This window comes from Haloterrigena alkaliphila (assembly GCF_017352155.2).
Taxonomy (GTDB): domain Archaea; phylum Halobacteriota; class Halobacteria; order Halobacteriales; family Natrialbaceae; genus Haloterrigena; species Haloterrigena alkaliphila.
Genome location: NZ_CP071462.1, coordinates 3,427,241 through 3,448,896 on the forward strand (window position 1 = coordinate 3,427,241; position 21,656 = coordinate 3,448,896).

The 21,656-nt window shown below is 65.7% G+C and carries 24 protein-coding genes; 12 read left to right on the forward strand and 12 right to left on the reverse strand.

What is annotated here, in order from left to right; translation table 11 throughout:
• Positions 1 to 21 precede the first annotated feature (21 nt).
• The gene (locus tag J0X25_RS35610) at positions 22 to 417 is read left to right on the forward strand and encodes a DUF7344 domain-containing protein (RefSeq protein ID WP_207288610.1); all 396 of its coding nucleotides are present in this window, start codon (positions 22 to 24) and stop codon (positions 415 to 417) included.
• Between the two features lie 25 nt (positions 418 to 442).
• Here J0X25_RS35610 and J0X25_RS35615 read toward each other — a convergent pair whose 3' ends face one another.
• The gene (locus J0X25_RS35615; protein WP_207288611.1) at positions 443 to 1,408 is read right to left on the reverse strand and encodes an NADPH:quinone reductase; all 966 of its coding nucleotides are present in this window, start codon (positions 1,406 to 1,408) and stop codon (positions 443 to 445) included.
• Positions 1,409 to 1,658: 250 nt separating this feature from the next.
• Here J0X25_RS35615 and J0X25_RS35620 point away from each other — a divergent pair, with 250 nt between their 5' ends.
• Positions 1,659 to 2,060: a hypothetical protein gene (locus J0X25_RS35620; protein ID WP_207288612.1), complete on the forward strand. Its 402-nt coding sequence runs from the start codon at positions 1,659 to 1,661 to the stop codon at positions 2,058 to 2,060.
• Between the two features lie 27 nt (positions 2,061 to 2,087).
• On the opposite strand, the gene J0X25_RS35625 is transcribed toward J0X25_RS35620, so the two are convergent.
• A complete protein-coding gene (locus J0X25_RS35625) occupies positions 2,088 to 3,209 on the reverse strand; it encodes a pyridoxal phosphate-dependent aminotransferase (RefSeq protein WP_207288613.1) in 1,122 nt (373 codons plus the stop codon).
• Positions 3,210 to 3,355: 146 nt separating this feature from the next.
• On the opposite strand from J0X25_RS35625, the gene J0X25_RS35630 reads away from it, so the two are divergent.
• On the forward strand, positions 3,356 to 4,012 hold the full coding sequence (locus J0X25_RS35630) for a DUF6517 family protein (RefSeq protein WP_207288614.1): 657 nt from the start codon (positions 3,356 to 3,358) through the stop codon (positions 4,010 to 4,012).
• A gap of 244 nt (positions 4,013 to 4,256) precedes the next feature.
• Here the strand turns inward: J0X25_RS35630 and J0X25_RS35635 are convergent, their stop codons facing one another.
• Both J0X25_RS35635 and J0X25_RS35640 read right to left on the reverse strand, forming a co-directional pair.
• Complete coding sequence (locus J0X25_RS35635) at positions 4,257 to 5,120, reverse strand: 2-oxoacid:ferredoxin oxidoreductase subunit beta (protein ID WP_207288615.1); 864 nt, start codon at positions 5,118 to 5,120, stop codon at positions 4,257 to 4,259.
• Positions 5,120 to 6,874 carry a 2-oxoacid:acceptor oxidoreductase subunit alpha gene (locus J0X25_RS35640; RefSeq protein ID WP_207288616.1) on the reverse strand — a complete coding sequence of 585 codons (1,755 nt, stop codon included), beginning with the start codon at positions 6,872 to 6,874 and terminating at the stop codon, positions 5,120 to 5,122. Before J0X25_RS35640 ends, J0X25_RS35635 begins: the two co-directional genes overlap by 1 nt.
• 332 nt (positions 6,875 to 7,206) lie before the next feature.
• On the opposite strand from J0X25_RS35640, the gene J0X25_RS35645 reads away from it, so the two are divergent.
• Both J0X25_RS35645 and J0X25_RS35650 read left to right on the forward strand, forming a co-directional pair.
• Positions 7,207 to 7,881 carry a ferredoxin--NADP reductase gene (locus J0X25_RS35645; RefSeq protein WP_207288617.1) on the forward strand — a complete coding sequence of 225 codons (675 nt, stop codon included), beginning with the start codon at positions 7,207 to 7,209 and terminating at the stop codon, positions 7,879 to 7,881.
• A 102-nt stretch (positions 7,882 to 7,983) separates the two neighbouring features.
• Complete coding sequence (locus tag J0X25_RS35650; RefSeq protein ID WP_207288618.1) at positions 7,984 to 8,388, forward strand: hypothetical protein; 405 nt, start codon at positions 7,984 to 7,986, stop codon at positions 8,386 to 8,388.
• Positions 8,389 to 8,449: 61 nt separating this feature from the next.
• Here J0X25_RS35650 and mce read toward each other — a convergent pair whose 3' ends face one another.
• Together mce and J0X25_RS35660 are read right to left on the reverse strand one after the other, a co-directional pair.
• Positions 8,450 to 8,833 (reverse strand): methylmalonyl-CoA epimerase, encoded by a 384-nt coding sequence (mce, locus tag J0X25_RS35655; protein ID WP_207288619.1) that lies wholly within the window; start codon positions 8,831 to 8,833, stop codon positions 8,450 to 8,452.
• A gap of 78 nt (positions 8,834 to 8,911) precedes the next feature.
• On the reverse strand, positions 8,912 to 9,394 hold the full coding sequence (locus J0X25_RS35660) for an Lrp/AsnC family transcriptional regulator (protein ID WP_207288620.1): 483 nt from the start codon (positions 9,392 to 9,394) through the stop codon (positions 8,912 to 8,914).
• Positions 9,395 to 9,656: 262 nt separating this feature from the next.
• Here J0X25_RS35660 and J0X25_RS35665 point away from each other — a divergent pair, with 262 nt between their 5' ends.
• Complete coding sequence (locus tag J0X25_RS35665) at positions 9,657 to 9,923, forward strand: HalOD1 output domain-containing protein (protein WP_225896686.1); 267 nt, start codon at positions 9,657 to 9,659, stop codon at positions 9,921 to 9,923.
• Positions 9,916 to 10,083, forward strand: a complete 168-nt coding sequence (locus tag J0X25_RS35670; protein WP_207288621.1) for a DUF7576 family protein — start codon at positions 9,916 to 9,918, stop codon at positions 10,081 to 10,083. The genes J0X25_RS35665 and J0X25_RS35670 overlap by 8 nt, the downstream gene beginning before the upstream one ends.
• 120 nt (positions 10,084 to 10,203) lie before the next feature.
• Here J0X25_RS35670 and J0X25_RS35675 read toward each other — a convergent pair whose 3' ends face one another.
• Positions 10,204 to 11,037 (reverse strand): aldo/keto reductase, encoded by an 834-nt coding sequence (locus tag J0X25_RS35675; protein WP_207288622.1) that lies wholly within the window; start codon positions 11,035 to 11,037, stop codon positions 10,204 to 10,206.
• A gap of 152 nt (positions 11,038 to 11,189) precedes the next feature.
• Entirely contained in the window at positions 11,190 to 13,472 is a 2,283-nt protein-coding gene (locus J0X25_RS35680; protein WP_207288623.1) for a PQQ-dependent sugar dehydrogenase, read from the reverse strand.
• 343 nt (positions 13,473 to 13,815) lie between these two features.
• Between J0X25_RS35680 and J0X25_RS35685 the strand changes: the two genes are divergently transcribed.
• Positions 13,816 to 14,043, forward strand: a complete 228-nt coding sequence (locus J0X25_RS35685; RefSeq protein WP_207288624.1) for a UPF0175 family protein — start codon at positions 13,816 to 13,818, stop codon at positions 14,041 to 14,043.
• The gene (locus J0X25_RS35690; protein ID WP_207288625.1) at positions 14,044 to 14,559 is read left to right on the forward strand and encodes a PIN domain-containing protein; all 516 of its coding nucleotides are present in this window, start codon (positions 14,044 to 14,046) and stop codon (positions 14,557 to 14,559) included.
• Here J0X25_RS35690 and J0X25_RS35695 read toward each other — a convergent pair.
• The gene (locus J0X25_RS35695; protein WP_207288626.1) at positions 14,556 to 16,241 is read right to left on the reverse strand and encodes an acyl-CoA mutase large subunit family protein; all 1,686 of its coding nucleotides are present in this window, start codon (positions 16,239 to 16,241) and stop codon (positions 14,556 to 14,558) included. The two genes, J0X25_RS35690 and J0X25_RS35695, sit on opposite strands and share 4 nt — an antisense overlap.
• Positions 16,242 to 16,375: 134 nt before the next feature.
• On the opposite strand from J0X25_RS35695, the gene J0X25_RS35700 reads away from it, so the two are divergent.
• Positions 16,376 to 16,612, forward strand: a complete 237-nt coding sequence (locus J0X25_RS35700; RefSeq protein ID WP_207288627.1) for a DUF8142 family protein — start codon at positions 16,376 to 16,378, stop codon at positions 16,610 to 16,612.
• A gap of 102 nt (positions 16,613 to 16,714) precedes the next feature.
• Here the strand turns inward: J0X25_RS35700 and J0X25_RS35705 are convergent, their stop codons facing one another.
• Positions 16,715 to 17,299: a GNAT family N-acetyltransferase gene (locus tag J0X25_RS35705; protein WP_207288628.1), complete on the reverse strand. Its 585-nt coding sequence runs from the start codon at positions 17,297 to 17,299 to the stop codon at positions 16,715 to 16,717.
• Between the two features lie 265 nt (positions 17,300 to 17,564).
• On the opposite strand from J0X25_RS35705, the gene J0X25_RS35710 reads away from it, so the two are divergent.
• On the forward strand, positions 17,565 to 17,834 hold the full coding sequence (locus tag J0X25_RS35710) for a hypothetical protein (RefSeq protein ID WP_207288629.1): 270 nt from the start codon (positions 17,565 to 17,567) through the stop codon (positions 17,832 to 17,834).
• 69 nt (positions 17,835 to 17,903) lie between these two features.
• Here the strand turns inward: J0X25_RS35710 and J0X25_RS35715 are convergent, their stop codons facing one another.
• On the reverse strand, positions 17,904 to 18,839 hold the full coding sequence (locus J0X25_RS35715) for a DUF7983 family protein (protein WP_207288630.1): 936 nt from the start codon (positions 18,837 to 18,839) through the stop codon (positions 17,904 to 17,906).
• Positions 18,840 to 18,908: 69 nt separating this feature from the next.
• Positions 18,909 to 19,568 (reverse strand): HAD family hydrolase, encoded by a 660-nt coding sequence (locus tag J0X25_RS35720; protein ID WP_207288631.1) that lies wholly within the window; start codon positions 19,566 to 19,568, stop codon positions 18,909 to 18,911.
• Positions 19,569 to 19,789: 221 nt separating this feature from the next.
• Between J0X25_RS35720 and J0X25_RS35725 the strand changes: the two genes are divergently transcribed.
• On the forward strand, positions 19,790 to 21,457 hold the full coding sequence (locus J0X25_RS35725; RefSeq protein WP_207288632.1) for an aldehyde ferredoxin oxidoreductase family protein: 1,668 nt from the start codon (positions 19,790 to 19,792) through the stop codon (positions 21,455 to 21,457).
• The last annotated feature ends 199 nt before the right edge of the window (positions 21,458 to 21,656 follow it).

The window sequence follows — 21,656 nt, forward strand, 5'->3', positions numbered from 1 at the left end:
CCGTGCTGGCCTATCGGGAGTATGACTCCATCCACCAACGCTCCGGCAGTCCTCACCGAATTCGACGATGCCGGTGCCGACGAGATCGATTCGGCGATGGACCTGTTGGCGAACCGCCAGCGGCGTGCGGCGTTACGCTACCTCGAGCGCGCGAACGGCAGTGCAACAGTGTCCGAGGTCGCGAGAGCCATCGCGGCCGAGAGCCGGACCCCGGATCCGGCAGTGGTCTCGGATCACGCCGGCGCTCCGTCGCAAGAGACGCGCCGCGTTCGCCTCTCGCTCCACCACGCGCACGTCCCGAAGCTCGTCGCGGCGAACGCGATCGAGTACGACCCGGAGACGGAGACGCTCGCGCTCCGCGAGCGCGGCAGGACGCTGCTGAACCGCCAAGAAGCCGTCTGCGGGCCGCTTCGATAACTGATTCTCCCGGTGACGGCGATCGTCAGGGCTCGAGCACCAGCTTTCCGAGGAAGCTGTCGTTCATCACGTCCCGCTGGGCCTGCGAGGCCTCCTCGAGGCCGTAGCGCCGCGCGAGTTCGATCGACAGCCTGTCGCGCTCCAGCAGGTGGGCGACGCCCCGCAGCGGGACGCGCAGATCCGGCGTGTTGAACATGCTCATGAACTGGTAGCTGACGTCCTTCGACCGAGCGGCGCCGTCGTTCGAGAAGCCCGGATCGGGGCTGTTCTCGCCGATGCCGACGACGCGGGCGCCGGTCGCGGCGACGTCGGCGTCGAACTGGAGGTAGTCGTCCAGTCGGTGATCGAGGACGGCGTCGACCCCGCCGTCGCTTGCCTCGAGGACGGCGTCCGCGAGGTCGTCGCGCGCGTAGTCGAGGACGGTCTCGGCGCCGAGGTCCTCGAGGTCGTCGTGGTACTCCTCCGAGGCGGTCGTGATCGTGTGGGCGCTGACAGCGTCGGCGATCTGGACCGCGGCGTGACCGACGCCGCCGGAGCCGCCGTGGACGAGACAGTACTCGGCGGGATCGAGGGCGGCGTGGTCGACCAGCGCGCGCCACGCGGTGACGGCGGCGACGCCCGCCGCGCCGGCCTCGGTCAGGTCCGCGCCGTCGGGGAGGTGGACCACGCGGTCGGTCGGGACGGTCGCGTACTCGGCGTAGGCTCCCTGCGAGGCGCCGTTGCCGATGCCGGTGCCGAAGACGCGGTCGCCCTCCTGGAAGTCCTCGACGCCCGCGCCGGTTTCCGCGACGACGCCCGCCAGATCGACGCCGGGCGTGAACGGCACGTCGACCGGTTCGTACGAGCCGTCCCGGAAGTAGGTGTCGACCGGGTTGACCCCCGCGGCGGCCACCTCGACGAGCAGTTCGTCCTCGGCGGGGTCGGGTCGGTCGACCTCGTCAACCTGCAGTACGTCCGCGTCGCCGTGTTCGTGAAGGCGTACAGCGCGCATGTCGTTGGTATCATGGCCGTAGAACCGTATAAGGCTACAGTTCTCGGGTCGAGTCGTCGTTGCACCAGCCGGTCTACCGCTCGTCCGTTCGCCGTCTCGAGGCCGTTTGCGAGACGTTCCTCGAGGAGTTCGCGGCCCGAGACGGGTGAGAATACTGTCACCCGATTATTCAAAACAGCGGGAGGCGGTGAAAATGTAGCCCATTTAATTGAATCGCGGGCGTCACAGATTCTCGAGGAGGGCGCTATAAATGATCGACCACATATTCGACGCACTAGCGGACGAGTACCGGCGCGAGTTACTCGTCAGCCTGCTGGACCACGCGTCCCACCGCGTTTCGAAACCAGCCGGCGTCTCGTGGGCCGTCGCCGAGTCGAACGACGAACTCCTTCGCAGACACCTCTCGAGTTCCCGAGCAATACCAGATGCGGACGAAGAACTGCTCCGCGCACACCACGTGCACCTCCCGAAGCTGGCCGACTACGAGTACATCGAGTGGAATCGGGACGAAAACCGCGTGACTCGGGGCCCCCAATTCGACGAGATCAGGCCCGTCGTCGAGCTACTGGACGACCGTCGGGACGAACTCCCCGCCGAGTGTCTGTCGTCCGCCGAGACGGCGCCTCGAGTCGTCGACCAGTCGTCGAAGTGACCGTCGTCCCGGATCCGTTTGCCGACGCTATCGAACCGCCCGCGTCGCGTCGTCGATGATCTCGAGGGCCTCTTTCAACTCCTCCATGCCCGTCGCGTAGGACAGTCGCGCGTAGCCTGCGCCGTTGGCGCCGAAGGCGTCGCCCGGGACGACGACCACGCCCCGGTCCAGAACCTCGTCGCACCAGCCCTCGGGCACCTTCGGCATCGCGTAGAAGGCCCCTTCGGGCGTGGGCACCTCGAGGCCGGCGTCCTCGAGGCCGTCGACGACGACGTCGCGCCGTTCCTCGAAGGCCGCGACCATCTCTTCGACCGGTTCCTGTGGCCCCGTCAGCGCGGCTTCGGCCGCGTACTGGGCCGGCGCGGAGGCGCAGGCCTGCCCGTACTGGTGGACCCGCAGCATCCGCTCGATGCGGCGATTGGAGCCGGTGACCCAGCCGAGTCGCCAGCCGGTCATCGAGTACGTCTTGGAACAGGCGCTGACGACGACCACGTTGTCGGTCTCGGCGAACTCGAGCGGCGAGCGGTGCTCGCCCTCGAAGACGATATGCTCGTAGACCTCGTCGGAGAGACAGAGCACGTCGTGTTCGTCTGCGATGCGGGCGAACTCCCGCATATCGTCCTCGCTCTGGACGGCGCCGGTCGGATTCGCGGGACTGTTGACGACGAAGACGGCGGTCTCGTCGGTGATCGCCTCCTCGACCGTCGCGGGGTCGAGCGTGAGATCCTCGCGCAGCGGGACGGGTTTCGGCGTGCCGTCCGCGATCTTCGTCAGGGCGTCGTAGGAGACGAAGCCCGGATCCGGGAAGATCACTTCCTCGCCCGGATCCACGTGGGCCTCGAGGACGAGGTGCAGCGCCTCGCTGCCGCCCGAGGTCGCGATGAGGTCGGCGGGGTCGATCTCGAGGCCGTAGTCGCGGTCGTACTTTCCCGCGATCGCCTCCCGGAGGCTCTCCGTTCCCTTGTTCGAGGTGTAGGCGTCGGTGAGCCCGGCCTCGATGGCCTCGATCGCCCCCTGGCGGGCGTGACTGGGCGTCGGAAAGTCCGGCTGTCCGAGTCCGAGGTTGATCGCGTCCTCGCCCGCGGCCTCGAACACTTCGCGAATCCCGCTGATCGACACCTGCTCGACCCGATGTGCGAACTCGGTCATGCCTAAACCGGTGGGGGCGAGGCCGATAACGCTTGCTGTGTCGCGACTCAGGCGGGACGGAGCCGTCAGTCTGCGATCCTGACCGTTCGTTTATGTGAACAAACCCGCCACAACGAATATATCGACGGTGGCGAACTACAGAAGTAATGACTCGCTCTCGACGAACGTTCCTCGCCGCCGGCGCGGCCGGAACGCTCGCTCTGACCGCCGGCTGTCTCGATTTCGCCCTCGGAAACGGCCCGCTCGAACTCAGTTCCGACCGCGTCGCGCCGACCGACGCGGCGCTCGAGGAGGCCGGATACGTGGAAGACGCGGTCGAACAGCGAACGGTCGACGAGACGATCGACGCTCGCATCGAACGCGACGTGGAGGCAACCGTCTGGCTCTCGCGGTACTCCAAGACGATCGACTACCAGGGGTCCGAACGGGAAGCCGGCTTCTTCGGCGCCGTGTCGGTTCCGGACTTTTCGGTTCTCGGACGGTCGTTCAATCCGATCGCCGACATGAGCAACGAGGAACTGCTCTCGGAGTTTCTCGACCGCTTCGAGGGAGACTACGGAACGGTCGACGATACCGCGCCGAAAGAGTCGTTTGCCCTCGATATCCTCGGCGACGGCCGTCAGGTCGACGTCTTCGAGGGCGAAGCGAAATACGAGGGCGAACGGATCGAGATCGAACTCGCGGTCACGTCGTTCAGCCACGAGGACGACCTGATCGTGTTGCTCGGGACCTATCCCGCGGCGCTGGCCAAGGAGTCGGCCAACGTCGAGGTACTGATGGAGTCCGCCGAACACCCCGTCTAACCGGCGTCGCCCCGTCCGTTCGGGGGCCGGTTCGGTCGGTGGTTCAGTTCGTTCGGTGACTCGGTTCGGTCAGTGGCTCAGTTCAGTTCGAGTAGTGCTCAGTCCGTTTCGATCTGCGCTCGGTTCGTCCGGGGGACTCGAGCAGGGGCCACGGTGTAGCCGGCGGTGCCGTCGCTGTCTCGTTCCGTGAACCGTCCGAAACGAAACTCCGAAAATCGGCGTCGAAACCGCGATCAGCGGGCCGTCAGTAGAACTCGCGGACGAGATCCATCGCGTCCTCGGGTGCCCCGTCGGGAATCTCGGACATGTCCTCGGTGACGCCGTGTTGTTCGTGGTACGGGACGGAGTTCTCGTCCTTGTACATGACGCCCTGGTACTCCTTGTCGCTGCTGGTGATGACTTCCTTGGCGGCCTCGTAGTCGTTCGGGTCGTGGTCTTCTTCCTGCAGGTCCACGAGGTTCTCCCGGAAGTAGTCGTAGGTGTCGACGTCGTTGAACGTGACGCAGGGGCTGAAGACGTTCACGAAGCCGAACCCGTCGTGTTCGATCGCCTCCTGGACGATCTCCTGGTGTCGGAGCGCGTCCGACGCGAACGACTGGGCGATGAACGACGCGCCGGAGGCCAGCGCCAGCGCCAGCGGGTTGACCGGCGGCTGTTTAGGCCCTTCGGGGGTCGTCGAGGTCTCGAAGTCGGACCGCGAGGTCGGCGAGGCCTGGCCCTTCGTCAGGCCGTAGATGCGGTTGTCCATGACGACGTAGGACATGTCGACGTTCCGGCGGACGGCGTGGACGAAGTGACCGGCACCGATCGAGTAGCCGTCACCGTCGCCGCCGGCGACCATCACTTCGATGTCGGGCCGGGCCATCTTGACGCCGGTGCCGACCGGGAGCGCACGGCCGTGGACCCCGTGGAGGGCGTAGCTGTGCATGTAGGTCCCGATCTTGCCGGAACAGCCGATCCCGGCGACCACGAACGTGTTGTCGGGGTCGTTGCCGGTTTCGGCGAGGGCTTTCATCATGCCGTTCATCGTCCCGAAGTCGCCGCAACCGGGACACCACGTGGGCTGTTTGTCGGACTTGAAGTCGGTGAATCGTACGTCTGAGCTCATTATGCGGGTACCTCCTCGGAGAGTTGCTCGGTGATCTGTTCGGCGAGTTCGTCCGCCTTGAAGCGGACGCCGGTGTACTTGTTGATGCGCTTCACACGGGTAAGCACGTCGTGTTCGATCAGGTCGGCGAACTGGCCGGTCGCGTTACACTCGACCACGATGACCTCCTCGGCCGCCTCGATATCGTCCGAGAGGTCCGGTCGCGGGAAGATGTAGGGCACCGAGATCACGCGGACGTCGATCCCGTCGTCCTCGAGGTAACCCAGCGCTTCGACGAGCGCGCCTTCGTTCGACCCCCACGAGATGATGAGGTTCTCGGCGTCCTCGTCGCCGAACTCGCGGTAGTCCCAGTTCTCCTCGTTCTGGGCGGTTTCGACCTTCCGGTAGCGTTTGTCGACCTGTTGGACGCGCTCGTCCTCTTCCTCGGTCCGGCGGCCGAGTTCGTCATGCTCGAGGCCGGTGGACATGTGGGCGGCGTCGGTCGTGCCGGGGATGGCGCGCGGGCTGACGCCGTCCTCGGTGACGGCGTGAGCGCGGAAGTGGCCCTGGGCGTCGAGCCACTCGTCGACCTCGTCCTCGTCGACGAGTTTGCCGCGGTCGATCTCGACGGCGTCCATGTCGAACGTCTCGGGTTCGAAGGTCTGCTCGGTGACCGACATCGCCAGATCGGAGACGAGGAAGACCGGCGTCTGGTACTTCTCGGCGAGGTTGAACGCCTCGATGGTCTTCCAGAAACACTCGTCGATCGACGTCGGGGTGAGGACGAACCGCGGCACCTCGCCGTGGCCGCCGTACAGCGCCATGTTGAGGTCGCCCTGCTCCTGTTTCGTCGGCATCCCCGTCGAGGGACCCGACCGCTGGACGTCGGTGATGACCAGCGGCGTCTCGCTGGTCGCGACGAGGCCGAACGTCTCGGTCATGAGGTCGATCCCGGCGCCGGACGTCGCGGTCATGGAGCGAGCACCGGAGCGGGCGGCCCCCAGTGCCATGTTGATCGCCGACAGCTCGTCTTCGGCCTGGACGACGTGGCCGCCGTAGTCCTCGATGCGGCCGGTCAGGTACTCCATGATCGAGGTCGCGGGCGTGATGGGGTATCCGGCGTAGAATCGGCAGCCCGCGGCGATCGCGCCCATGCCGATCGCCTCGTTGCCGTTGAGCAGGACGTAGTCGTTGTCGGTCACGTCGACGTTGTAGCCGAGGTGCTCGAGGTCGTAGTTCTCCTCGACGTACTCCTGGCCGAGGCGAGCGGCCTCCTTGTTGTTCTCGACGATCTTCGAGCCCTTGCCGCCGAAGCGCTTCTCGAGGGCCTCGTCCAAGTACTCGACGTCGAAGCCGGTGATCTTACACGCGGCGCCGAGCGCGACGATGTTGCGCATGATCGCGCCGCCGGCCTCCTCGGCCAGCGACTTCAGCGGGACGTCGACTGCGGTCATCTCGTCGGGAATATCGGCTTCCCAGGAGCGCTCGCCGTCGTAGATGACGGCGCTGCCCTCGTGGAGTTCGTCGAGGTTCTCGTCGATGGTCCGCTGGGTCAACGCGACGAGGATGTCCAGTCGGTCGACGACGCTCTGGACGCGATCGACGGAGGTGCGAATCTTGTAGGCCGTGTAGCCGCCGCGGATTCGCGACGCGAAGTCTTTCGACGTGAATACGTGCCGTCCGGCGCGGGAAAGTGCCTGAGCGAAGATCTTACCCGTGGAGTCGATACCGTCTCCGGCCTCGCCTCCGATCGCCCAGTTGAGGTCCTCAGCCATGTTATGCTGAGCCTTGCCTCCAGTAAATGAAAAGGCTTCTGAAACCCTAACCGGACCACCGCAACAGTCGGTGATATGTTCGCTCACCCACGACAGTTTTCATTAATCGTTATAGAAATCGTGGGAGAAACCCAACACGCTCGCTCGTGGCAAAAATTACGGGACGGCACCGTGTCGTTCAAGGACGCCCCCGCGTTCGTATCATTCGACAGCCAATATTTGCCGTAAAACGAACCAGACTGGTGCCGTCTTGCGACCCAATGGACCGTCTCGCGACCGTCGCCACGACGGGAACGGAACGCCTTTTCGACCGGCCGCCGAACCGAATCGACATGACAATCGAGGGGACGCCAGTCACCGTCGAATCGATCCGCGAAGTAGGTCCCGACACCGTCGCGCTCGAACTCGAGACGCCCGAGGGGTTCGACGCCGTCCCGGGCCAGTTCGTGCTGGTCCGGGCCGTCCCCCGGGACGTTGACGACGGCGCGGAGGTCGACGATGACGAGGTCGTCATGCGCCACTACACGCTCTCGTCGCCGTCGGTCGGCGACACGTTCGAGATCACGGTCGGGATCGATCCCGACGGTGACCTCTCCCCGTGGCTGGCCGGCCTCGAGGGTGGCGAGACCGTCCACGTCGAGGGCCCCTTCGGGACGATCACGTACGAGCGCGACGCGGACGTCGTCGCCGTCGCGGGCGGTCCGGGCGTCGGCCCCGCGGTCGCCATCGCCGAGGCGGCCCGCGAGGAGGGCTACGACGCGACCGTCATCTATCAGGACGACGCGCCCGCCCACGCGGACCGCCTCGAGGCACTCGAGGAGGAGGGCGCGGCCGTCACTATCCTCGAGGCTGACGACGAGGAGGGGCTGGCCGCCGCGATCGAGACCCACCACGAGGACGGCGAAATCTACGCGTTCGGATTCGAGGACTTCGTGACGTTCGTCGCTGACGCGATCGAGTCGGCCGGCGGGGACCCCGACGACGCCAAGATCGAGAACTTCGGCTGAGGAACGTCTCGGCGACCGTCGTCGCCCCGGCGGGCCACACCGCTTCGGCCGGCGTTGCCACGCAAGCACAGTAGCTACGCGTCTCCACGCGCTAGCGCGGCTATGGTTGACGAAGACCTCGAACTCGAGCGGGACATCGGCGAGGCGACGATCGTCTACGAGGAACCGGACGAGGGGACCGTCCGGAAGTCGGTGCCGAACGAACACATCGCCTACTTCCAGGATCACTGGCTCATCAAGACCGACGAGGACGACGAGGGCCGGGACATCGTCCGCCGGATCCCCGCCCAGCGCGTCCACTACGTCGAGCGGACCGTCGACGAGTTCCAAGAGGAAGTGGAGACGCTGGTCGATCAGGTCCAGTCGTTCGCCGCCGACCTCCGGACGAAGATTCCGGTCGGTGGCGGCGGAAGCAGCGGCAGCGGCGGCGGCAGCGAACGACCCGAACCGCACCGCATCGACGTCGATCGGGGCGAACCGGGCGAGAGCGAGAACCGACTCGAGTGAGCCACGCGGCGTCGGTGCGGTTCCATTCGCGGCCCGTCTCGACCGATCAGTGGTCGACGGCTCAGTGTTCGACGAGTTCGATCAGAATCCCGCCGGTGTCCTTGGGGTGGAGGAAGGCCACCGAGTGCCCCCACGCACCGGGGCGGGGTTCCTCGTCGATCAACGCGACGCCGTGATCGCGGACCGTCTCGAGCGCGGCATCGATATCGTCGGTCGCGAGCGCGAGGTGGTGGATGCCGTTCCCGTTCTCCTCCAGATACCGCGAAATCGTTCCCTCCTCGAGGGGTTCGAGCAGTTCGAAATAACCGCCGTCCACCTCGAGAAAGACGACGCGCATGCCGTCGAACTCCTCCTCGTGGGCGACCTCGAGGCCGAAAAGATCACCGTATAGCGCCGCGAGTTCCTGTGCGTCCTCGGTCGCGATCCCTGCGTGATCGAAGTGCATCGGTCGTACGTCCGCGCGATTCGAGTGTTATTCTTGTGATTCGATCGAAATTCGTCACGGTCGCGCGACGGCGACGACTCACTCCGCTTCGTCGACCAGCTTCAGGACCTCCACGTGGTTGAGGGGTTTCGTGTGTTCGGTCCGGATGAGGTTCTCGTCGTTGATCTCGAGGTCGAGCCCGTCGAGCCGTTCGGCGATGGCCGTGATGTCCTCGTCCTCGGCGCCGACCGCCTTGATGTGGAGGTTCTCGTGCCCCGTCATCAGTTCGACCACCTCGAGGATCTGGGGCATCGCCATCGCTTTCTCGGCCACGTCGGCGCGGGCGCTGATGCGAGCCGTGCAGGTGAAATGAAAGTAGAGCCGGAGGCCCATCAGGTCGTGATCGACGGTCGCCGTGTATCCGGTGATGATACCGGCCTCCTCGAGGCGGTCCATCCGATTGTGAATCGTGTTGTCGGAGACGCCGATCTCCTCGGCCAGTTCGATCGCTTTGTACCGGGCATCCTCCTGCAGCAGATCGAGCAGTCGTCTGTCTACGTCGTCGAGTTCGTACGCCGTCATACGCTCCGTTATCGGTCCACGCCTATGTGGTTAACGATATTCCACCGTATGGCGGCCTATATCGTCGATATTTTGGAGAATATTATATATTAGGGGAATAATCGAACTAACTCCCTCATGCCACTTAATAAGTGCATCTCGATCATTCGAAATCCGATTATATGGTCGAGTATGATTCGATATCCAATACAATATCTGGCTACACTAGGAACTATCGAAGTCTCAACCCAGGCTTTATATACGTGGGTCTCCTCCTTCGGCTGTGAACAACGCACCGGTCGCTACGATCCAGTCGGAGTCCCTCCACGAACCAGACGAACTCCTCGAGGCCGTCGTCAACACCGTTGCCGACGCGGAGGGAGTATCACCGCTGGAGCTGCAGCCGCTGGCCTCGGTCATCGATCCGGACACCTTCGATACGCTCTTTCCGTCCGAGACCGGCGACGTGACCCTCGAGTTCGAGTATCAGGGCTACCGTGTGCGTATTTCCGGAGACACTCGCGTTACCGTCGAGGTTTCCCATGGCTGACGACGGGGAGAACTTCTGGACGTACTGTGCCCATTGTGGAACGCAACTCGGCATCGACGATTGGCCACCCATCGTCGAAATGGCCACTGATGGTGGCGAGACCGATCTCCACTCGTTCTGTGACGAGGAGTGTCGATCCGGATGGACCGACACCGAGTAACGGGTCGTCGGATGCGATCGGCGCTCGATAGCGACTCTCGATCGATCGTGTCGTGGTTCCGCGGGGCATCGGACGGATGCGGACGGCTCTTTCTCTCTCACTCTCGCTTCGATTTTCGAATCAGCGCAGCCCGAGCGTGACGGCCAGTTGGTCCCAGAGACCGTCGCCGACGTCGGCGACGGCGGCCATCTCGTCGTCGGTGAGTTCGAAATCGAAAATCGCCGCGTTCGCCTCGATGTGTCCGCGACTCGAGGCCTTCGGAATCGCCGCGACGTTCGGTTGCTGGACCAGCCACCGGAGCGCGACCTGCGCCGCCGACGCGTCGTAGGGTTCGCCGATCTCGTCAAGACGACCGTCGCCGACGACGGCGCCGTCGGCGAGCGGGCTGTACGCCGTCAGGCAGACGTCGCGCTCGACGCAGTACTCGAGCAGGCCGTCCTGGTGGTGGTAGGGGTGGTACTTCACCTGATTCGCGACGATCGGCGCGTCGGACAGCTCGCGTGCGGACTCGAGTTGGTCGATTCCGAAGTTGCTGACGCCGAGGTGCTCGACCCGCCCCGTCTCGCGCAACTCGTTCATGGCCGCCAGCGTCTCCTCGAGCGGCGCCTGATCGCTCGGCGCGTGCAACAGGAGGAGGTCGACCGCCGAGAGCCCGAGGCGCTCGAGGCTCTCGCGGGTCGACGCGAGCGCGTCCTCGTGCGCGGCGTTGTCGGGGTGGACCTTGGTGACGACGAAGACCTCCTCGCGGTCGACGTCGCTGCCGCCGAGGGCCTCGCCGACGGCGCGCTCGTTGTCGTACATCTGGGCGGTGTCGACGTGTCGATAGCCGACCTCGAGGGCGGTCTCGACGGCCCGCCGGCAGTCGTCGCCGGTCATCGTCGCGGTGCCGAATCCGAGCGCCGGAATCGCGGCGCCGCCCGCATTGACGGTCGCTGTCGCGAGGTCCGTGGTCATAGCGGCGGCTTCCACGTCGGCGGCTATCAAGTTCCGGCCGGCGAAAATCAAGCAGCTATCGCTGACCGCTCGAGGACGGTCCTCGTCCGGATGGCTCGCCCCGACTCGATCGAGACCGGCTGGTTGAACCGCGACGACGCGCTGAGGCCGGTTTAGGCGCCGTCGGCGGTGCCGTTTTCGGTGACCGTCACGTTCACGCCCGACGTCTCGTTGTCGGTCCCCGTCGCGTTCTCGGTGACGTTTCCGTCCATCACGGTCTCGTTGTCCGTGGCGTTCCCGTCCGTGGCATTCTCGCCGTCCGTGGCGTTCCCTTCCTCGTCGATCGGTTCGTCCTGCGTGTCTTCGGTCGCGTTCTCGTCGGCCTCCTGCTCCTCGGAGTCGACCGCTTCGTCCTCCTCGGGCGGTTCCAGCGATTCGCCTTCGCCAGGCGGAACGATCTCGAAGACCGTGCCCGTGTCACCCTCGGGGACGCCGATCTGGTTCGCGAGCACGTACACGTTCCCGTCGAGGTCCTGGCCGAACTGGCGGACGAAGTACGGGAACGTCCCGTCCTCGGAGCCAGCGATCTGGAGTTCCTCCATGGTCCAGAGTTCGTCCCGCGGGACGACCTGCTCTCCGTCGCCACCGCCGAGGTCTGCCGCGCCGTCGTCGGCCGTCTCGTCGGTCGCGTTCGTCTCGTTCTCGAAGCCTCCCGCTTCGATACCGCCCTCGCCTGGCGTCACGTTCTCCGAACCTTCGGTCTGGTTGCCGCCGCCGGCCATCCCTTCGGCGCCGTCGTCCGGCTCCGAGGCGGCAAGGATCCGCCCCTGTGGAGACTGGCGCGCCGGGTCGGCCGTCCAGTCGCCGAAGACGTACTTCCCGTCGAGGTCGGCGACGTCGCCGGCCTCGTAGACGTGGCCGCCGATGATCGTGATGCCGACTACTTGCTCCTGATAGACGTGGGGATACTCGACGATCGGGTCCTGCAGTTCCTGCCCGTCGTACGGCGGTTCGTCGGGCGCCGAGTCGGGACAGTCCTCCGGGGGCTGGCTGGGGGTTTCCGTGCTGAAGCAGTGGGTTCCCTCCTTGACGTTCCAGCCGTAGTTGCCGCCCGCCTCGACGAGGTTGGCCTCCTCGAAGAGGTCCTGTCCGGCGTCGGAGACGAACAGCCGCCCGTCGCTGTCGAACGAGATGCCGAAGGGATTGCGCATTCCCCACGCGTAGTACTCGTCGAGCCCCTCGTCGACGTCGACCAGCGGGTTGTCCTCCGGAATGCCGTACGGGCGGTCTTCACCCTCCGTATCCACGTCGATCCGGTGGACACCACCGAGCAAGGTATCGGTGACGTTCTGCCCGTTGCCGCCGTCGTTGTCGTCGTACCAGTCCTCGACGTGGCCCTCCATGTCGTCGTTCGCGCCGCCGCCGTCGCCCATCGGGACGTAGAGGTAGCCGTCGGGGCCGAACGCCATCGGGCCGGCGTCGTGGTTGTACTGGGGCTTCTGGAACTCCAGCAGGACGCGCTCGGAGTCGGGGTCGCCCGCGCTCAGGTCGTCGGTCGCCTGGAACTCGGAGACGACCTCCACGTGGCTCCAGCCGTCGGGCGTCTCGTCGTTCGGCGGCGCGCTGTAGTGGACGAAGAAGCGACCGTTCTCGGCGAACTCGGGGTGGAATTCGATCCCCAGGAGTCCACGCTCGTCGTAGTCCTGGTCCGGATCGGCGTAGTCGCCCTCGAACGTCCCGAGTTCGACCAGTCGATCGCTGACGTCGAGGAACGGCTCGTCCTGCAACCCGTCGCTCGTGACGACCCACATCTCGCCGGTCTGATCCGCGACGAAGTACCGTTCCTCCTCCTCGTCGGCGACCGCCATATCCGTCGGCGCCGTCATCCCCGACGCGAGCGTCTGCACGCCGATCTCAGCCCCGGGTTCGAAGAAGGGCTCGGGCCCCTCGTCCGTCTCCTCGCTCTCGGCCGGTGCTTCTTGACCGCCGCCGACGGCGATCTCCCCGCGCATCGTCGCCGAGTGCGGTTCGCAGTAGTACTCCGCCATCTCGCTCGTCGCCTCGAACTCGAGCGTCTGTGTCTCGCCCTGACCGGTCAGAAGCTCGGTTCGCTCGAGTTCCTCGCCCTCGCCGCTCTCGATGACGAAATTGTGGGGCTGTCCGTCGAGGTTCTCCCACGTGAGTTCGTAGGTGGTTCCCGACTCGAGTTCCAGCGTCGGATTCGTCTCGCCTGCGATATCGTCGGGCGCGACGCCCTCCCAGCCGCTGGTCTGGCCGCCCAGTTCGATCGTTTCGGTTTCCTGGGCGAGTGCGACGCCGCCCAGTCCGGCGACGCCGCCGGCGGCTACAGCGGCCTGTAGCACGCGTCGGCGCGACGTCGATGGATAGCTGTCGGCTGACTCCGGTACCGGGATCGATTGCTCGTCGGGTTGCTCCTCGCCGTGTTTTTCGCTCATGTTGCGCTCACGACAGCGTCGTCACCCGATATTCGGATAAACCGACCCGACCGTTCCCGTCGGCCTCGCGGCACAACGGCTCGTTGTCTCCGAATCGCCAGAGGGGAGCGACCGTAAAACGGCTGTTACTCGAGACGCATCGTGACCGTTACTCGGATCTAAGCGCTCGTTCCGTCGATCACACCGCGCCGCCGGCTGTTACTCACAGAACTCGTCGCGCATAACGGTACGGATCGTCTCGACCATCGTATACGAGGCGCCGTTTCGTGGACGCCAACGAATCGGTATCGTCGGGGACTGGTGGGATAGATATTTACCGTGACAGACCTGACATACGAGTACCATGGCGTCGTCCACCAGCCACGAACCGAGTGACGAACTGGTGACTGCCGTCGGACAGTACGTTCTCGGTGAAATCTCGCTCGGCAAAGCTGCCGAGCGAGCGGGGATGTCCAGATGGGAATTCGAGGAGGTGCTCGAAGAAGCCGGATTCACCGGATTCTACGGCCCACGGACGGATGACGAGCTGCAGGAGGAACTCGATACGGCACGGCGACTGGACGATCGATAGATGGCTGAGGGGTATCCGAATCCGATCGTTCTCGATGCGACCGTTCTGACCAATTTCGCCAGTGCGGATTCGATCGATTTTCTCGTCGAAGCGTTCGAATCACCAGTCGTCGTGTCGGCAGTCCGTGACGAAATCAACCGTGGAAACCGTCTCGGGTACGACTATCTTGAGACCATCGCCGATTCGTTCGGCGATCAGCTACCGATCATCGACGTCGATCGGTCCGCCGAATCGTCCGAGATTCGCGACCGACTCGACGCTGGCGAAGCCGAATCACTACTCGCGGTGATCGAGCGCGACGGAACGCTCGCTACTGACGATCTCGCCGCTCGCCGCGTCGCTGACGAGCGAACGATACCCGTCGTCGGATCGGTCGGACTGCTCGTCCTCGGCGTCGAGCAAGGACGAATAGACGAAGCGACAGCGGACGGCTGGCTCGAGACGTGGCGAAACGAGCGAGGATATTACGCGCCCGTCGAGAGCGTCAGTGACGTCCTCGACGACGACCAGCGTTAGACCGCGCCGCCGGGCTGGTACTCGCCGAACTCGTCGCGCATGACGTTACAAATCTCGCCGACCGTCGCGTACACCTTCACGGCCTCGATGATGTACGGCAGCAGGTTCTCGTCGCCCCGCGCGGCCTCGCGCAGCGCCTCGAGTTTCGCGTCGACGGCCTCGTCGTCGCGCTCCTCGCGGACCGACTCGAGGCTGTCCATCTGGCGCTGCTGGTCTTCCGCGGTGACCTCCTGGACGTCGATCTCCGGCTCTTCCTCCTCGACCTCGAACTCGTTGACGCCGACGATGATGCGCTCTTTCTCGTCGATCTCCTTCTGGCGGTCGAAGGCGGTGTCCTGGATCTGGCGCTGGACCCACTGTTGCTCGACGGCCTCGAGCATGCCGCCGCGGTCCTCGACCTCCTCGAGGATCTCGTAGGCTTCCTCCTCGACGTCGTCGGTCAGCGATTCGACGTAGTAGCTGCCCGCGAGGGGGTCGATGGTGTCGGCAGCTCCCGATTCGTGAGCCAAAATCTGCTGGGTCCGCAGGGCGGTCCGGACGGACTCCTCGGTGGGGAGCGCGAGCGCCTCGTCCTTGCCGTTCGTGTGGAGGCTCTGCGTGCCGCCGAGCACCGCTGCGAGCGCCTGGTAGGCGACGCGGACGACGTTGTTCTCGATCTGCTGGGCGGTCAGCATCGAGCCCGCGGTCTGCGTGTGGAACTTGAGCTGTTTGGACTTCGGATCGTCGGGGTCGAACCGCTCTTCGACGATGTCGTGCCACATCCGGCGGGCCGCGCGGAACTTCGCGACCTCCTCGAAGATGTTGTTGTGGCCGTTGAAGAAGAAGGAAAGCTGCGGCGCGAACTCGTCGACGTCGAGGCCGGCCTCGATCGCCGTCTCGACGTACTCGATGCCGTTACCGAGCGTAAAGGCCAGTTCCTGAGCGGCCGTCGACCCGGCCTCGCGGATGTGATACCCCGAGATGGAGATGGTGTTGAACTTCGGCGTCTCCTCGGCACAGAACTCGAAGATGTCCGTGATGATCCGCATCGACGGCTCGGGCGGGTAGATGTAGGTGTTGCGCGCGATGTACTCCTTCAGGAGGTCGTTCTGGATCGTTCCCCTGAGTTCCTCGCGGTCGACCCCCTGCTGGTCGCCCACAGCGATGTACATCGCCAGCAGCACCGACGCGGGAGCGTTGATCGTCATCGACGTCGAGACCTCGTCGAGCGGGATGCCGTCGAAGACGGTCTCCATGTCGTCCAGCGAGTCGATCGCGACCCCGGCCTTGCCGATCTCGCCGGCCGCCATGGGGTCGTCGGAGTCGTACCCCATCTGGGTCGGCAGGTCGAAGGCCATCGAGAGCCCCGTCTGGCCCTCGTCGAGCAGGTAGTGGTAGCGTTCGTTGGTGTCCTCGGGCGTCGAGAAGCCGGCGTACTGGCGCATCGTCCAGAGCCGCCCGCGGTGCCCCGTCGAGTAGACGCCGCGGGTGTACGGCGGCTCGCCCGGGTTCCCCAGATCTTCCTCGTAGTCGATGTCAGCGATGTCGTTCGGCGTGTAGAGCCGATCGACCTCCTGTCCCCCCGTATCCGTGGTGAACGTCTCCTTGCGCTCGCCGAACCGCTCGAGGACCGGTTCGACTTCCGCTTCGTGCCACTCCTCCGTGCTGGCACGGATCTCCTCGAGATCATCTTGATCGAACATTACAGTAACGGTCGATGGGGTGGGGCTTGAAGGTTCATGAACGCGGCCAGTATCGTGGCGTCTCGGAACGAATTCGCGTCGCCGATCCGCCGTCTCGCCGCGGCGTTTTTCACGCGCGCCGTAGTGGGTCCGGTATGGAGCCGACGGTCCCCGGCGACGACTCGCTGAACCGCCGCCGAGCGGCGCTGTACGTCGCGCCGTTTCTCGCGATCGGGGTGTTGAACCTCGTCCTCCTGCTGGGGTGGGGGCTGGATCCGCTGTGGGCGTTCGCAATTTTGCCGCCGATACTGGCCATCTCGGCGATCGCCTGGGTCGCGTTCTCCCACGGGTTCGACGTGCAGTCTCAGCGGTCGGGCGGTCGCCGCGACTAGCGCCGGCTCTCGGCAGCCGGTCGCTCTCCACGGCCCGAATCGAGGGTCCCATGCGCGACCGGCTCGAAGGGGCGACGTACTTTCGGCTCGAGCGGCCACGCGCTATCGTCCCGTATCGTACTTGTAGGTCGCCGACTCGGAATCGATCCCGAAGTCCTCGGCGGATTCGTCCGTCGACACCTCGTCGCGCGCCTCCGGCGCCCGCTTGAACGCCTCGCGGAGCGGGTCGGGCATCCGGAACCGCTCGACCTCGAGCGCGAGGGGAACGGCGTCCGGATCGACGCCCTCGCGCTTGTCGGCGAGACGGTCCCGAAGCGGAGCCGGAAGCTCCGAGCTCTCGATGCGTCGAAAGCCGAACTGCGCGAGGTAACTCCCCTCGCCGGTCAGGGTGTAGACGGTGTCGAACCCCTCGTCGCCGGCGTACTCGACGAGGCGTTCGACGACGTGGGCGCCGACGCCCTGCTCGCGCCAGCCCTCGAGGACGCCGATGCTGGTCAACTCGCAGACGGGGTCGCCGTCGTCGGGCTTGTGGATGCGAATCCGGCCGAACCCCGCCTTCTCGCCGGAGGCTTCGTCCACCGCGACCACGTAATCCCGCGAGCGGAACGCCGTCTCGTCGAGCCCCATCGCCTCGATGTGATCGAGCAGCCAGACCTCTTCCCGGTTTTTCGCGTCCCGCACGTACATGATTCGAGGTAGGGGACCTGCAGCCAAAAGGATTTGTGGGTCGGACAGTGGCTCGAGCCAGCGCGGCCGGTTTCCGCGGGGACGGTGTGTTGCAACTCGTCCGCGTTCACCACCAAATATTCTTGGTACAGCTACACCTCTACAGAGTGTATCGAAACGAGTTGGCTGGCTTCTCGAAAATAGACCTACATACGCCCATAGATAGTCTCGATATAGCAATACATGGGTAACACTTTTATCTTTTCGTGTTAACGTGTATCATACAATGTCCGAATGCGAACGGTGCGGCGACCGGGTAGTCCGACGGTTCACGCTCCGGACGCGAACCGAGACCATGACTCACCGGCGGACGCGAGAGGTCTGCGCGGCCTGTCATCCGTCCATTCGGGGACCCGTCGAGCGCAGCGGATCCGCCGAGACCGTCGTCGCGGACGGCGGCACCCCGGCCGGCGCCTGTCCGACCTGCTCGGGAACGATGATTCGCGACGGCGGATCGTACACCTGCGTCGACTGCGGCTGGTCGAGCGGCCGATAAGGTTCCGAGGGTTCGAACGCGTCCGCGAGAGAGCGGGAGCGTCGAGATCGCCGCCGCGCTCGCGTCCGCTCACCCCGCCGTCAGCGCCTCTTCCAGTCGATCCTCGATCGCGTCGATCTCGTCGCGGATGGCCTCGCCCTCGGCGTCCTCGAGGTCCGCGAGGCGGTCGGCCAACCCCTGCAGTCGCGAGTACTTCTCGTCCTCGTCGGTGGCGGTCTTCTGGACGTAGACGTCCTCCGTGGTGTCGTACACGGCGCCCTCCTCGAGGTCGGTCACCGAGAGGACGACGTCGAGTTTGTCCGGGTCGACCCCGAGCACCCACTCGCGGGGGATGCCGCGTTCGTCGAGGGCGGCGAGGACGGTCTCGTCGTCCTTCGGCCGACGACGTTTGCGGGTCGTCCGGCGAACCGTGCCGAACCGACCGTGGAGTTCCTGTTCGGGGCCGAGGCGCTCGAGCAGTTCGTCGCGGGCCGTCGTCCGGAGGCCGTCGGCGCCGCGCTGGACGTCCGAGGCGAGGACGTAGTAGTCGGTCAGCGAGTCGGTGTCCAGCGAGTCGAGATCGGCGCGGTCGTCGACCTCGAGGCGCTCCACGAGGTGGGCGAGCAACAGCGCGTCGTCGTGGACGCGCTCGGCCGGGGTGCGCGCTTCCGCCGCTGGGACGAGGAACGGACTCTCGCCGCCGGTCGCCGCGTCGTCGTCGCGGACGATCGCGTCGTCCTCGGCGGCGTACGCGTCCGAGAGCGTGAGCACCGCGGCGTAGGGTTCGACCCCCGGCTGGAGGTCGGCGACGGCCATCTCGCCGCCCTCGAGTTGCTCGTCGAGGACGCCGAACTGCTCGCGCCAGAGCGGGCGCTCCTCGGTGCTGTCCGTAAAGCGGACGACGATCCGATCGTCGGCGGTGGCGTCGATGCGGAACGGCCGCTTCGAGAGCGGCGTCACCAGTTCGGCCCCCGGTTCGACGGCCCCACACTGGGATCGAAGGTCGGCCCAGGTCTCGTCGTTCATATCGGGTCCTCCCACCCTCTCGAGCAAAAAGCAGCGCCCGGAATCTGCGGGCGGAATCGTGCGTCCGCGTTACTCGAGAACCGCCGGCAACCCCGCGAGCGAGGAGAGGTGGTGCGTCGGCGCCGCCTCGAGCGCGTCGGTCTCGGAGTCGGCCGCCGACCGCGAGAGCAACGCGGCGTCGATGCCCGCGTTGTGCGCCGCTTCGACGTCGACGGCGCGGTCGCCGACGTACAGCGCCGACTCGGCTTCGAGGGAGTCCATCGCGCGTTCGATGTTCGACGGATCGGGCTTGCGTCGATCGAGGCCGTCCGGCGTCAGGGGACAGCCGTAGACGGTCTCGAAGCGCGATCGCAGGCCGAAGCGATCGAGCAGCCGCGAGACGACGGTCGGGTGGTTGTCGCTGACGATGCCGAGCGGGAGATCGATCGATCGGACGACGCTCACGTCGTCGTAGATCGAGCGCAGGCCGCGCTCGACGTCCGCGAGCTGGGTTCGGACGAGTTCGCGTCCGGCCTGGGTACAGAAGGTGTCGGTGTCGACCTCGAGTCGTCGACAGCGGTCGGCGATCGCCTCGAAGTCGCCGCGGAGCAGTGCCTGGAGCGTCTCCGGCGTCGGATCGGATCGACCGAGGTTCTCGTACGCCCTGGCGAGTGCGTCGTACAGTCGCCGCGGCGAGGGGTTCTCGACCACCACGCCGTCGAAGTCGAACAGAACCGCGTCGTACTGCATTGCTGTACGCTGCTACTCGGCCGAGCTCAAAAAGACTCCTGTGAGAAACGTACGCACGCCGTGGGACGGTTCTGCGGGACGATCGGCGATCCCGATGTCCCCGCTCGCACGCCGACCGTTTTCGCCGCGGTCGGTCTTCAGCCCGCGCCGGACTGCCGACTGGTCGGGGCCCGACGACGGAGGACCCACAGTTAAGAGCGCCTCCCTGTAACTGTGTGAACATGCTACACGCGACAGGCCCCCTGCTCACGGTCGACGTCGGCGAGCGGACGGCCACCGAGACCGAAATCGACGAGGTGCTCGAGGCGACGGTCGGCGGACGGGCGACGGCGACGACGCTCGCCCACGAACGGATTCCCTTCGACGCGGACCCGTTCGGTCCCGAAAACCGGATCTACCTCTCGCTGGGACCGCTCCAGCAGTCTCAGATGTCCTTCACCGGTCGGCTGAACTTGACCGGGCTCTCGCCGTTGACCGACGGGCTGGTCTCGAGCAACGCCGGCGGCTACCTCTCGCGGAACGTCGTCGAGACGGGGTACAGCGTCCTCGAGCTGGCGGGCGAGAGCGACGAACTCCTCGCCGTCCACGTCTCCGATTCGGGCGTCGAGTTCGAAGCGGTGCCCGACCTCGAGGGAGCGACGGTGCCGGAGACCTCCGAGTACATGGCCGATCGGCACGACCGCGGCCCGGAACACTGTCTCGCGATCGGTCCCGCCGGCGAGAACCGCGTTCGATTCGCGTCGGTGATGACCTTCGACTCGCGGGCCTTCGGCCGCGGCGGACTGGGTGCCGTGCTGGGCGCCAAGAACGTCAAGTGCGTCACCTTCGACGGCTCGGTCGAGGCGCCCCTCGAGATCCCGAACCCGCCCGAGAGGGACGTCCACCGGGAGGCGGCCACCTCGGACGACCGAATGCGCAGCCAGGGAACGACGGGCGGCACGGAGTTCATCAACGACAACTTCGCGCTGCCGACCCGGTACTTCCGGGAGTACGAGTTCGAGGGCGCAGCAGACATCGGCGGCAACGCGGTCGAAGCGAAGAAGTACAAGAAGGGGGCGTGCTCAGCCTGCGCCTACGCCTGCAAACTCCCGACGCGGGACGAGGAGCGCGGCGTCGAAACCGAAGGCCCGGAGTTCGAGACGGTCTACTCGTTCGGCTCACTGCAAGGGGTCGACGACATCGTGGACGTGATGCAGGCGAACGAACTGTGCGACTCGCTGGGGATGGACACCATCTCGGCGGGCGTCACCGTCGCCGCCTATCTGGACAGCGAGGAGGCGTTCGGCGACGCGGAACTCGCGCGCGATCTCACCGAGAAGATCGCCTATCGGGAGGACATCGGCGACACGCTCGCGGAGGGCGTCGCCCGCTGTCACGACGACCTCGGGGTCGAGGACTACACGGTCAAGGGGCTGGAGTTCGCCGCCCACGACGGGCGAGTCCTCCACGGGCAGGGCCTCTCCTACGCGCTCGCCAACCGCGGTGCGGACCACCTCTACGCGAGCATGTTGGCCCTCGAGTACAGCGGCGAACTCGATCCGCAGGGGACGCTCGGCAAGGCAGAGACGCTCGTCGACCGGGAGAATCACAAGGCGTTCCTCGATACGGGAATCGTCTGCGTCTTCGGTCGCGACTACGTCAGCGAGGAGCGACTCGAGGCGCTGTTCGACGCCGACTACGACGAGCTGATGGCCGTCGGCGCGCGAACCGTCGCCCTCGAGCGCCACTTCAACAATCAACGCGGCTTCGACCGCTCGGACGACACTTTGCCGTACGAGATTCCGGACCTCGAGGACGCGATCGACGAGTACTACGACGCGCGCGGCTGGACCGACGACGGGACCGTTCCGGAGAGCGCCCTCGAGTCGATCACGCCGGCGGCCGACTGAACGGGCGAGCGACTGGCTGAACGGACGAACGGTCGACTAAACGGGCGGACGTCGGCGTTCCCACTCGGCTCTCCTCGGCGTTGCAGGGGTCATCTACGCGGAGAATCGGCAGCGCGAAGAGCCGTCAGCGGGAAGAGTCATCGTCGCGGAGAATCGTCGACGCGAATCGGTACCGAACCGGGGTCACGCGAATAACGGG